The 12,457-nt window shown below is 46.7% G+C and carries 12 protein-coding genes and 2 riboswitches; all 12 genes read right to left on the bottom strand.

Features of this window, described 5'->3' with window-relative positions:
• Position 1: 1 nt before the first annotated feature.
• Positions 2 to 718: a phosphoribosylaminoimidazolesuccinocarboxamide synthase gene (gene purC, locus MHH76_RS03745; RefSeq protein ID WP_075213470.1), complete on the bottom strand. Its 717-nt coding sequence runs from the start codon at positions 716 to 718 to the stop codon at positions 2 to 4.
• A gap of 74 nt (positions 719 to 792) precedes the next feature.
• A complete protein-coding gene (gene purB, locus MHH76_RS03740) occupies positions 793 to 2,088 on the bottom strand; it encodes an adenylosuccinate lyase (protein ID WP_043054145.1) in 1,296 nt (431 codons plus the stop codon).
• On the bottom strand, positions 2,085 to 3,227 hold the full coding sequence (gene purK, locus MHH76_RS03735) for a 5-(carboxyamino)imidazole ribonucleotide synthase (RefSeq protein WP_025810313.1): 1,143 nt from the start codon (positions 3,225 to 3,227) through the stop codon (positions 2,085 to 2,087). The genes purB and purK overlap by 4 nt, the downstream gene beginning before the upstream one ends.
• A complete protein-coding gene (gene purE, locus MHH76_RS03730; protein ID WP_020450433.1) occupies positions 3,220 to 3,708 on the bottom strand; it encodes a 5-(carboxyamino)imidazole ribonucleotide mutase in 489 nt (162 codons plus the stop codon). The genes purK and purE overlap by 8 nt, the downstream gene beginning before the upstream one ends.
• Before the next feature lie 136 nt (positions 3,709 to 3,844).
• Positions 3,845 to 3,947: riboswitch (purine riboswitch) on the bottom strand.
• Between the two features lie 78 nt (positions 3,948 to 4,025).
• Positions 4,026 to 4,223: an NETI motif-containing protein gene (locus MHH76_RS03725; RefSeq protein WP_020450432.1), complete on the bottom strand. Its 198-nt coding sequence runs from the start codon at positions 4,221 to 4,223 to the stop codon at positions 4,026 to 4,028.
• Positions 4,223 to 4,777 (bottom strand): DUF5698 domain-containing protein, encoded by a 555-nt coding sequence (locus tag MHH76_RS03720; RefSeq protein ID WP_003179524.1) that lies wholly within the window; start codon positions 4,775 to 4,777, stop codon positions 4,223 to 4,225. Before MHH76_RS03720 ends, MHH76_RS03725 begins: the two co-directional genes overlap by 1 nt.
• 186 nt (positions 4,778 to 4,963) lie before the next feature.
• On the bottom strand, positions 4,964 to 5,152 hold the full coding sequence (locus tag MHH76_RS03715; RefSeq protein ID WP_020450431.1) for a hypothetical protein: 189 nt from the start codon (positions 5,150 to 5,152) through the stop codon (positions 4,964 to 4,966).
• Between the two features lie 108 nt (positions 5,153 to 5,260).
• The gene (locus tag MHH76_RS03710; protein WP_043054144.1) at positions 5,261 to 6,016 is read right to left on the bottom strand and encodes a hypothetical protein; all 756 of its coding nucleotides are present in this window, start codon (positions 6,014 to 6,016) and stop codon (positions 5,261 to 5,263) included.
• A gap of 217 nt (positions 6,017 to 6,233) precedes the next feature.
• Positions 6,234 to 7,556 (bottom strand): NCS2 family permease, encoded by a 1,323-nt coding sequence (locus MHH76_RS03705; protein ID WP_035337056.1) that lies wholly within the window; start codon positions 7,554 to 7,556, stop codon positions 6,234 to 6,236.
• Positions 7,557 to 7,689: 133 nt separating this feature from the next.
• A riboswitch (purine riboswitch) is annotated at positions 7,690 to 7,791 on the bottom strand.
• Between the two features lie 114 nt (positions 7,792 to 7,905).
• The gene (locus tag MHH76_RS03700) at positions 7,906 to 8,457 is read right to left on the bottom strand and encodes a hypothetical protein (protein WP_020450428.1); all 552 of its coding nucleotides are present in this window, start codon (positions 8,455 to 8,457) and stop codon (positions 7,906 to 7,908) included.
• Between the two features lie 40 nt (positions 8,458 to 8,497).
• Positions 8,498 to 10,039, bottom strand: a complete 1,542-nt coding sequence (gene guaA, locus MHH76_RS03695; protein ID WP_020450427.1) for a glutamine-hydrolyzing GMP synthase — start codon at positions 10,037 to 10,039, stop codon at positions 8,498 to 8,500.
• Positions 10,040 to 10,227: 188 nt separating this feature from the next.
• Positions 10,228 to 12,453, bottom strand: coding sequence for a transglutaminase domain-containing protein (locus tag MHH76_RS03690; RefSeq protein ID WP_043054143.1), 2,226 nt, complete (start codon positions 12,451 to 12,453; stop codon positions 10,228 to 10,230).
• Positions 12,454 to 12,457: the final 4 nt, after the last annotated feature.

The following is a 12,457-nucleotide window of genomic DNA, read 5'->3' as shown; positions in this document are numbered from 1 at the left end:
ATTACATGCCTCCAAGTCTTTTGAATATTTCTTCGTATGCATCCGTCAATCCGCCCAGGTTTCTTCTGAACACATCTTTATCAAGCTTTTCATTCGTTTCTTTATCCCACAGCCGGCACGTATCCGGGGAAATCTCATCGGCCAGCAGGACCTCGCCGTCTTTATCGCGCCCGAACTCAAGCTTGAAATCTATCAATCTGACACCGCAAGCCGCGAAAATCGTCTGCAACTCTTCGTTTACCTGTCTCGTAATCGATTTGATTTTCTCCACCTGTTCAGGCTCAGCCGCGTTTAAAATCCGGATATGGTCTTCTGTGATCAGCGGATCGCCGAGCGCGTCATCCTTGTAGTAAAACTCGATAATCGGCTGCTCCAGCTCCGTGCCTTCCGAAATGCCGAGCCGTTTGGACATGCTTCCCGCAACGACATTGCGGACAACGACTTCAAGCGGGATGATCGTCACTTTTTTAATGATCTGCTCCGTTTCTGAAATTCGTTCAACAAAGTGGTTGTTGATTCCCTTCTCGTGAAGCCTTGTGAAAATCAGGCTGGAAATTTCGTTATTTAAACGGCCTTTTCCATCAATCTCGGCTTTTTTTTCTCCGTTAAAAGCCGTCGCCGAGTCTTTGTATTCGACAAACAACGTGTTGTCATCATCCGTCAGGTATATCTTTTTCGCTTTTCCTTCATATAAAAGTTCATTTTTCACAATATTCACAGAAGGCCTCCTAACCCGAATGTTGGAAATATTTCATCTTTTAGACCCCCGCCTGTTAAAGCGGGCGGTCGATTCTACGCTAAGCCTAAACGTTCAAAAATGTAGTCGACGTTTTTCAAGTGGTAATTGTAATCAAAGCAGTCGTTAATTTGTTCCGGAGACAGTCGGGACGTAATTTTTTCCTCAGCCTCGACAAGCTGGCGGAACGGCACTTGTTTCTCCCATGCTTCCATCGCTTTCGGCTGAACGGTGTCATACGCTTCTTCACGCGCCATGCCTGTATCAATGAGAGCGAGAAGAACGCGCTGAGAGTAGATCAATCCGAGTGTACGGTCCATGTTGCGCTTCATGTTTTCAGGGAACACGGTCAAGTTTTTCACAATGTTGCCAAAGCGGTTCAGCATGTAGTTCAGCGCGATCGTCGCATCAGGCAGAATGATGCGCTCTGCTGACGAATGCGAAATGTCGCGTTCATGCCAAAGCGGTACATTTTCATAGGCGGTCAGCATGTATCCGCGGATGACGCGCGCCATTCCCGTCATGTTTTCCGAACCGATCGGATTGCGTTTATGCGGCATGGCAGAAGAACCTTTTTGGCCTTTTGCGAAAAATTCTTCGACTTCGCGGGTTTCGCTTTTTTGGAGGCCGCGGATCTCAACGGCGAATTTCTCGATGCTTGTCGCAACTAGCGCCAGTGCAGCCATATAATCGGCGTGGCGGTCGCGCTGCAGCGTCTGTGTTGAAATCGGCGCCGGTTTTAAGCCGAGCTTCTCACATACGTACTGCTCGACGAATGGATCGATGTTCGCGTACGTTCCGACTGCGCCTGAAATTTTACCGACTTCGATGCCTTCTTTCGCCTGCTTGAAGCGTTCCAGGTTGCGCTTCATTTCTTCATACCAAAGGGCGAGCTTCAAGCCAAATGTCGTCGGTTCTGCATGCACGCCGTGTGTGCGTCCCATCATGACCGTATATTTATGTTCCTTTGCTTTTTCTTTCAAGATGTCAACAAATCTCTCAATGTCCTTGAGCAAAATATCGTTCGCCTGTTTTAATAGATAGGAAAGAGCGGTATCGACCACATCTGTTGATGTCAGTCCGTAGTGCACCCATTTTTTCTCTTCGCCAAGCGTTTCCGATACGGCGCGGGTAAATGCGACGACATCGTGGCGCGTGTCCTGCTCGATTTCAAAGATGCGGTTGATGTCAAACGACGCTTTTTCCCGCAAAACCTTCACATCTTCTTTCGGAATGACGCCGAGCTCAGCCCAAGCTTCACAAGCCAGTATTTCAACCTCCAGCCATGCTTGGAATCTGTTTTCATCCGTCCAAATCGCAGCCATTTCCTGTCTTGAATAACGTTCGATCATTGTTTTCGTCCTCCATCTCTTTCAATCCACTTTTCTGTCATCTTCCCGATCCATTCATTGTCGGGTGTTCTTAAAAATGTGATATGCCCCATTTTGCGGCCCGGTTTGACTTCATGCTTTCCGTATATATAAAGCTTCGCTTCTTTTAATAGTTCGGGATCTTCTTCAGCCATGTACACTTCATCTCCGAGAAGGTTTACCATCATTCCTTCCTTCAGAAGGTCCGTTTTGCCGAGCGGCAGTCCGCAGACAGCACGGATATGCTGTTCAAACTGGCTCGTTTCGCAAAGATCAAGGGTGTAATGGCCGGAATTATGCGGCCGCGGCGCTAGCTCATTGACGAGAAGTTCGCCGTCTTCTTTCAGGAAAAGCTCAACGGCCAGTGTTCCGACAAGCTGAAGCTTTTCGGCAAGCCTGAGGGCAAGTGCTGCCGCTTGTTCCTGAACCGCTTTATCGGCCCGTGCCGGGACGATGCTCTGGAATAAAATATTTTGTTTATGGATGTTCTCTGCCGCCGGAAAAACGGTTGTCTCTCCGTGAACCGATCTCGTCACGATCACGGACAATTCCATTTTGAAAGGAACCCAGCTTTCCAAAATGCATGTGCCGTGCTGTAAAAGTGCTGCGGCTTCCCCGATTTGTGCTTGTTGTTTCAGGACGTACTGCCCTTTTCCGTCATACCCGCCGCGGCAAGTTTTCAGCACCGCCGGAAGACCGAGCTCCGCTACGGACGCTTCCAGTTCCGTCCGGTCGTGAATGATTCGGTACGGGGCGACTTTGCAGCCCGCTGATTCAATCGCTTTTTTCTCGGTTTCCCTGTTTTGCGTAAGGAGCAACAGCTCGCTCCCTTGCGGAAGGTAAGCGTGCTCTTTCAGCCAGTTCAGCGCATCATAATCGATGTTTTCGAATTCATAAGTAATCACATCGCTCGCTTCGGCAAGCTTCCGTATCGCTTCGCGATCATTATAAGCTGCCGTAATTTCAAGGTCTGCGACCTGTCCGCACGGTGATGAAGGGACAGGGTCAACAACAGCGATTTTATAGCCCATTTGTTTGGCCGCGACCGCCATCATTTTGCCAAGCTGTCCGCCTCCGATAATGCCGATTGTTGCTCCCGGAAAAATCGTTTGTTTATACAAGCTGATCACTGCTTTCCAACACGGTTTTTCTGATGCTTTCCCTTCGTTCATCCAATCTTCCGGCAAGCTTTTCGTCAAAAGCTGACAAAATCTGCGCCGCAAGCAGTCCGGCGTTGACCGCTCCCGCTTTGCCGATGGCAACGGTCGCAACGGGTACACCGCCCGGCATTTGAACGATTGAAAGCAACGAATCGAGACCGTTCAGCGCTTTTGACTGAACCGGCACACCGATGACGGGCAGCGTCGTTTTGGCTGCGACCATTCCCGGCAGGTGAGCGGCTCCGCCCGCTCCGGCAATGATGACTTTCAAGCCTCTTTCCCGCGCCGTTTCGGCATATTCGAACATTAAATCAGGCGTCCGATGTGCGGAGACGACCTTTTTTTCGTACGGAATTCCCAGTTCATCGAGGATGCCGCAGGCATGTTTCATCGTTTCCCAGTCAGATGTGCTTCCCATGATAACACCAAGAAGAGGCTGCATATCTTTTTGTCCCACCTTTAGCTGTTATTCTTCGCATATAAAAAGCCCGGCATGTATTGCATTTGTAGGAAGCAACACAAACCGGGCATGGCGCGTGTATCGTCAGTTAGTCCGCTTCTCGCGATCTCCATGTCAGTTTATTGTCCACTTTCCTGCATAGTCCGATGATTTACGGTCATCGGGTAGAGACTTATGGGCCATATTCCCAAGATTATATGAGGATGTGTTTTCATGTCATGTTTATCTTAACAACGGACTGTGATAATGTCAACGACATTATCGAACGATAGTATATTTTGTTGTTCTAATGTTCGGGTTTAGAGTAATTTACCTTCGAATATAATTTTTCTTCCGCACGGAACAACCTGAATCGTTCCATTTTCCTTTGTTTCTTTGAAGACCGGCTCCTCCATTCGACGCACCGGTGTATAGCCTTCTTCCTGCATCTTCGTCAACACGGATTCGATCGTTTCGCCTTCCGTTACTTCAAAGCGCTTTTTTTTCGGCTTTGTCATTATTCTTTAATTCTCCTTTTCTTTACGGCTTTCACCCAGAATCCGCCGTGTATCGTCTTCGGTTCATAGGAAATGATAAATGCTTTTGAATCGATTGATTTAATCGTTTCGTACAGCTGCAGTTCGTATTTTCTCGGCGTCAAAATCTGCATCGCCGTTCTGTCTCCCTCAAGTCCGCCGACGACCCAGTGGGTGACGCCGTAGCCTTTTTCCCTGAGCTGTTTCGGCAAATCCAAATCAAGCTCTTTCGTAATGGCGTTAACGGTAATATAGCCCAAAGCGAGCTTTTCTTCAATTTTCGTGCCGACGATGATTCCGATTCCAAATCCGACCGCGTAAGCAATCACGTTTTGGATTTGATTTAAATTATCTAGAACGAGCCCCAGCCCGACGACGTAGACAAGCATTTCGATTGTCCCGATAAAAGCGGCGAGATACCGCTGGCCTTTAAGAGTCAGTATCATTCGAAGGGTTAAAAACGTTACGTATATAATATTGATAACCAGAATAATTCCAACCATGATCACACCATTCAATAGTGCTGAGTGAAGCAATTGAAATCCCTCCTTTAGATGCAAAGCAATCATATTCTACTAGAGAAATTCTCCATACACAATCCTGTAATGGCCCTGCTTCACCACAAAATTTTTCGACATTGCTCACTCCCATCAGTTTACCCTTTTTCTGCCGGTTTCAAAGCATTGAAACGCAATTAAAAAAGACGTTCAAATGAACGTCTTTCAGAGCTGGTGCTTATGATCCCGCTGACGATCTCCAACGGATTCGCTCAGTTTGCGGTGCTCCTTTTCCAAATCGCTCAGCGTGTATGACGAGAGGTCTTTCAAATTGTCCAGCCGCCCTGATTTTGCAAGCTGCCTGATTAAATACTCCTTTTTTTGTTTTACAGCTTTTCGAAGAAAGTTAGCCATCGATCACTCCCCCATCTTATTGGTCAAAATATATATTATTCTTATGAGTCAACTCAGAATTAATGCGGAGAAAAAACCGGTTCTTCAAGAAGAACCGGCAATATCTCCTTAAACCGGAATAAGCGACGACAACAAGTATCCGCCTACCAGCTTCCATGTTGCCGCAACGAATACCAATTCAAGCAAAAAGACGGTAAACACACAGTACATCAGGTCAAACCGCGCTTTTTCGCTTTTTTCATAAATCGATTGAATCAGCGTAAAAGTCCCGAATGTCAATCCCATAAAGATGACGATCGAGAGAATCACCGTCGCGGCCGTGAAGTTGATAATCGCGAATATCATCCACAAAGCGGCGGGGACGATAAACGGAACCAATAGAGAACCGTACTTTGCCGTGATATCGAAAAATGAAACTTTATACCTGAGCATAAAATTCGATACAACCCAGCTCGATGCTGCCATCCAAAACATGAAAGCCATGCAATAGATAAACACAACCAAAAACACTTCCAGGAACGGCACTGACACGCCGAACCCGAGAATTCTCCCCCTGCCCGCAAGCAGCTGATAAAAGTTGCCGAGCGAAAAGAAAACAGCTAAAAGCGTCATTGAAATAACGGAATACTTAAAATAAGACCGGTCAAAATCAAGTGCGCTGCGCACCGGGGATTTTAAAATATCGAGCACAAAGCTGAAATAGCGGAACAAAGCGGCAATCACGCTCTCCATCACCGATTTGACTTTCCCCGCAGACGGATTCGTCTCCTTGCTTTTCTTCGCTTTTTTCCGGGAATTCCTCGACATCCTCGAAGCAGGTTCTTCTATATCATCTTCATTTCGTTTGTGATGTTCTTCAATCATATAAGCAACTCCTATTCTATTCAAAAGCTTTACATAAATGAAAAGCACTTTTATAAATTACATAAGCTGTGTGAAACAGTCAAGACAAACCTCTTTTTATCATAGATGCGGCAGCCCTTATATATGACGAAAAACGAAGGCGGAAGGTTCCGTTTTTAATGATTTGAAAATAAAAAAGGCTTGTCCAAATGAACAAGCCTTTTTCGCACAGCACACCTTATTTCAAGAAAATGAAATAAAGAATGAATACAACAGCCAATCCGTACATAATCGGATGGATCTCTTTTGCTTTGCCTTTAAAGATCATCGTGATCGGGTAGAAAATAAATCCGATCGCGATTCCGGTGGCGATGCTGTATGTCAGCGGCATCGCGATCATCGTGAAGAATGCGGGCACCGCAATCTCAAACTTCGTCCAGTCGATTTTGTTGAGATTCGCCACCATCAGCACGCCGACGATGATTAAAGCAGGCGCCGTCACTTGCGAAGTGATAACGCTGAGGACAGGCGAGAAGAACAGCGACAGCAAGAACAAAACGCCTGTTACGATCGCCGCAAAACCGCTTCTCGCTCCGGCCGCTACCCCGGCACTTGACTCAACATAAGCGGTCGTAGTCGATGTACCAAGGATCGCTCCGGCAACAGTTGCGGAAGAATCGGCAAGCAAAGCCCTGCCAGCGCGCGGCAGTTTGTTATCCTTCATCAAACCGGCTTGTGATGCAACCCCCACCAATGTACCGGCCGTATCAAAAAAGTCGACGAATAAAAACGTTAAAATAACGACAAGCATCTGCACCGAAAAGATATCGTGAAGGTGGATAAAGGCTTGTCCAAATGTCGGTGCAAGGCTGGGAACAGCACCGACAATTTTGTCAGGAACATCAATCTGACCGAAGATCATGCCGACAATCGCCGTGAGCAACATACCGAAGAAAATGCCGCCGTTCACGCGCAATACCATTAAAATGACAGTAATGATCAGTCCGAAAACAGTCAAAAGAACGGGACCTGAATGAATATTTCCAAACGACACAATGGTATCCGGGTTGGATACGACGATTTTAGAGCCCTGCAAACCGACGAAAGCGATAAACAGACCAATTCCCGCACCGACAGCCATTTTCAGCTCATAAGGAATCGAATTGATAATTTTTTCCCTCAAACCGGACAGCGAAAGAGCGATAAAAATTAGTCCGGAAACCATAACGCCGGAAAGGGCCGTCTGCCATGGAATCTGCATGTTCAGAATAACGGAGAATGCAAAGAATGCGTTAAGCCCCATTCCGGGCGCAAGGGCGATCGGATACTTCGCAAGCAGCCCCATGATAAAACAGCCGACAGCTGCTGAAACCGCTGTTGCCGTAAAGACCGCGCTTTGATCCATTCTCAATGCATCCGGGAAATTTTCCACCGACGCCAGAGAAAGGGTAAGCGGGTTGACGATCAAAATATATGCCATGGACAAAAATGTGGTAAGTCCGCCGATCATTTCTCTCCGGTAGTTTGTACCCAATTCTTCAAACTGAAAGTAACGCTTCAAAATGGTATACTCCTCTCGTTTGTCTGTCGCTTTTATTGTTTCAAAAACCTTTGCTTTTAAACAAAAAACGCCCCAATTGGCGGGACGCTTGACTACGGCATATTTCATACTGAAAAAATGTTTTTTTCACGGACAAAATATTGTATACAAGCGTAGTCAAGCTATTTACGGTAGCTTGGTAGAAACTTATGGGCCATATCCCCATGATTATACGACAAGTCTTTTTTGAATTACTATACTATTGTAGCAATATCTAACGCTGAACACAATACAAAAAACGAACATTAATGATTTTAATGTTCGCTTCGTTCGTTGTTTTTTCCAGATTCTGACCGTGGTCTGCAGCGGGTTAATTCCCTGTTTTCTTCAATTCAATCAAGTGCACCTTGTGATCATTGAAATAAAATTCAAGCACCACGTCTCTTTTTTTATCCTGATATTGTATTCCGGTTTCATACCCTTCGACAAACCAAAGCTCTTTATATTCTTTTCCATATACTTCGACCACTGTTTGAAGTGTATCGTTGATTTTGATGCCTTTTGCAATAGTCACGGTTTGAGCGGAAGAAATATTGAACAATAGCACAATTTTCTCCTGTTTATCTATTTCTGCTTTTACGCCTGACATATTTTTGGCTTTATATTCCACAACCCCTGTTCCACTTTTTACAAATCGATGGTCATTTTTAACGCTGTCGCCGATTTTTAAGCCTGCAATACTCTCGTTTTCCAGACTGACGGATGTAAAGTTCACCGTTGCAGCAAAATAAAAAATGAACGCAAGTACGGCGAACAGACAGAGGACGCCTGATAAGGCCATTCGGGAAATTATTTTTTTCTTGAGCAGAAACAGAGCTGTTGCGGTGATGAAAGCAATGAATATAACTGATTCCTCTCCCAATAAAAAACGCCCCAGCCTCATAAAGGCTGGGGCATTTGTCTTATTCCCACTCGATTGTTGCAGGCGGCTTGCTCGTAATGTCGTAAACCACACGGTTAATGTGCTTCACTTCATTGACGATCCGTGTCGAGATTGTCTCAAGGACATCCCAAGGAATTCTCGCCCAGTCGGATGTCATGCCGTCAATCGATGTCACGGCGCGAATGCCGATCGTATAGTCATAAGTTCTTGCGTCTCCCATGACGCCGACGCTGCGGATATCAGGAAGAACAGTGAAGTATTGCCAAATATCTTTTTCAAGATCAGCTTTGGCGATTTCTTCGCGGAGAATCGCATCTGATTCGCGAACGATTTCAAGCTTTTCATCAGTCACTTCTCCAAGAACGCGGATGCCGAGGCCTGGCCCCGGGAACGGCTGGCGCCAAACGATTTCGTCAGGGATGCCGAGCTCGGTACCGAGCGCACGCACTTCGTCTTTGAAGAGCGTATTCAGCGGTTCGATCAGTTCAAACTGCATGTCTTCCGGAAGTCCGCCGACATTGTGATGCGATTTGATCGTCTGAGCTGTCGCCGTTCCGCTCTCGATAATGTCGGTGTAAAGCGTTCCCTGTGCAAGGAAGTCAATACCTTTCAGTTTTTCCGCTTCATCGTCAAACACGTAGATAAACTCATTACCGATGATTTTACGTTTTTGCTCAGGGTCTGAGACGCCTTTAAGCTTGTTCAGGAAGCGGTCTTTCGCATCAACTTTGATCACGTTCATGTTGAAGCCTTCACTGAACGTCTTCATCACGCCTTCCGCTTCGCCTTTTCGAAGGAGCCCGTGGTCTACGAAAATACAAGTGAGCTGGTCGCCGATCGCTTTATGGATCAAAACCGCAACGACAGAGGAGTCAACCCCTCCGCTCAAGGCGCACAGCACTTGCTTGTCGCCGACTGTTTCACGGATTTTCTGCATTTCAATCTCAATAAAGTTTTCCATTGACCATTCGCCGGCACATTCACAAACACCGAAAACGAAGTTTTTCAAAAGGTCGTTTCCGTATTCTGAATGGCGGACTTCCGGATGGAATTGTACGCCGTACCATTTCTTATCCTTCTTGCTCATTGCTGAATTCGGGCAATGATGGCTTGTCGCATCAACGGTAAAGCCTTCTGGAACTTCAACAACTAGATCACCATGACTCATCCAGACGACCTGTTCGTTTGGAAGATCTTTAAACAGATCCGGTTCACCCTCGATATGAATGTTCGCTTTTCCGTATTCGCGCTGGCTCGCCGCTTCTACTTTTCCGCCAAGGTAATGCGTCATCAGCTGCATGCCGTAGCAAATTCCAAGAACAGGGATATCCAGTTCGAAAATCTTTTCGTCGCAGCGGAAAGATCCTTCGTCATAAACGCTGTTCGGACCGCCGGACAAAATAATTCCTTTCGGATTCATTTCTTTAATTTCCTCTGCCGTCAACGTATGAGGATGCAATTCACTGTATACACCAAACTCACGAATGCGGCGGGTAATCAGCTGGTTGTACTGACTTCCAAAATCCAACACAAGAATCATTTCATTTACTAACTTCGTCATGGTGTCACCTCTTTATCAAATTGTCTTTTTGCACAGAAAAAATGGCGGCAGACACAAGGCCGTCCTGCCCCCATTCACGGGACAAGGCCCGGCTTGTCCGATAGATAAGCCGCCGAGCCTGCCAGCAAGAATATATAAGGGTTTTTAATATTCATTTATTCTAACAATACGACTGAAAGCGGTCAAGACTATCTCTTTTTAATTAAATTTTCCCATAACTCCGCCGAATCATTCCACAGCTTTGCGGCGTCTTCCTTTCGATACAAAGCCCGTTCATATTGCCGGGTCAAAGCTGTCATTTCACCGTTTTGAAAGCGTTCATCAACCGTCTTCGCAAACTCGCGCAGCGTCTGTCCTTCTTCTTTTTGCATGCCTTGGCGCTTCAGCTGGCGGAGCAGCTCTTCGTAAGCTTTGAAGAAAACCGCGCCATCACGCCGTTTTTTCAGCCTGTTGATGATGATGTGCGGCATCCATTTTGCCCTTGTAAAGTAAAGCACCGCTGTCAACGCCAGCAACAGACCGAGTACGGCCGCACCAGTCAAAAGGATACGGTCTGCATCCCCGCTGCCGGCATGAGAACCGCCATTGGCATCACGCTTTGTCTGAGGTTCGGGCTTCTCTTTGTTGTCTTGTTCTTTTACATCCTGCGGACGCTGACCTCCGTCGTTTTTCTTATCATCTTCTTTTTTATCAGAAGCCGCGCCAGATTGCCGGCCGCTGGACTCTTCAACGAGCTGCTCCGGATTTAAAAAGCCTTTCGTCGGTTCAAACGTAACCCAGCCTTGTCCTTCAAAGTACACTTCAACCCAGGAATGGGCATTGTTGTTTGTCACCTCGTAAATCGTCCGTTTCCGGTCTGCCGTCGTTCCTGCATATTCACCGGATGTATAGCCTTTCACCCAGCGGGCCGGTATTCCGGCCGACCGCAGCAGCACGATCATAGCTGTGGAAAAATTGTCGCAGTAGCCGATTTTCGTCTCAAATAAGAACTGATCGACATAATCCTGCTCTCCTTTAGGAACAGCCACATCTTCCGTTTCATAAGAAAACTCGGAAGAACCGAGATACTTCTCAATCGCTTTCGCTTTGTCATATATATTATCTTCGTCTTTCGTTAAATCGTGCGCCAATGTTTTCACGCGGTCGGGAAGGGAAGTGGGAAGCTGCAGATACTTCTCATGGCTTCTGCTCCATTTTCCCTCCGACTCAAAGCTGACCTTCCTCAGCTGATCAACATCAAAGACGGGTGATTTATAGGTGGCCGAATAGCTTTCCAGGTTCTGAATGTCCGCGCCTGTCTTGCCGGCCGGTTTTATTTTCTCTGTGTTTAAGTTCATGCGGAGCGGCACAAAGAAATTGTTGAGCTTGATTTCAGTCGTCCCAATCGGATACAGGACGTGATCGTACCGATAAGCCGGATCGATATCGACGATCGCTTTGCGCGTTTCGGTCTTCACGCCTTCGTCGTACCACTGGTAATCCAGCTCACCCTTGTCAAGCTGGATGGACGCGCCCGTTTTTTCGTCTTCAATCCAGCCTTTACCTGTATAGCGGCTTTTCGTTTCCACCCTGAAATAGCTTCGTTCATTTCCCTGCCACGTAAATACCCATGTATCGTCTTTTGAAAATGGCCCGCCCAATGCCTCATCATTCGTTCCATAGCCGACTTTGCTTTTGCCTGAGGAAGCAAAATCGCCTGTCGCAGCCGTCTGCAGAAACGGCACCGGATCAGGCCAGACGGGATCGGCTTTCGGCGAGACCGCGCCGATGCAAACGGCGGCGGCAGTCATCAATAAGAGCGGTGTAAACCATTTGGCAAACCGCGATCTTGAGGATTTTAACGCTTCTGATTCCCTGATCCGTTCCAAATACAGCAGGCCGAGAAGCAAAAAGCCGATCAGCACGATCCGGACGATCGCATATGATGCGTCAAACGGCGTAAATGTATCGATCACCGCGATATAAACAACGGTCATGATAAAAAAGAATAAAATTCTGCGCTGATAGATCACCCAGTAATGCAGCAAGTATACAAGCAGCCAAAGAAGGACGTAAAAGAGCAGCGTCCGAAACAACGGCGACATATCCCGCCACATGCCGGAGAAAATATAGGAGAAATTTTGATTTAAATCCTGAAAAAGCAGGGCAATCCATGAAGGTGAAAACACCGATCCTTCGTAAAAAATCGTGTGCAGCGCAAACAGAACGAAGCCAAGGCTGACCGGAAATCTGATAAACCAAGGGACCTTAAAAAATGTAAGCAAGAATACTAAGGCAATAAACAAAATAAAAAAGACGGTGTGCCCCGTATCGGTAAAATACTGCAAAGGACGCAGCCATTCCCACAGCAGCAAAAAGGTTAGGACATAAAAAAGCAATAAACCGAAACTGTTTCTTTTTCCCCCGGACAACATTTTC

The organism is Bacillus sp. FSL L8-0193, from assembly GCF_037976065.1.
Taxonomy (GTDB): domain Bacteria; phylum Bacillota; class Bacilli; order Bacillales; family Bacillaceae; genus Bacillus; species Bacillus paralicheniformis.
This window is presented reverse-complemented; position numbering and strand designations above follow the sequence as displayed.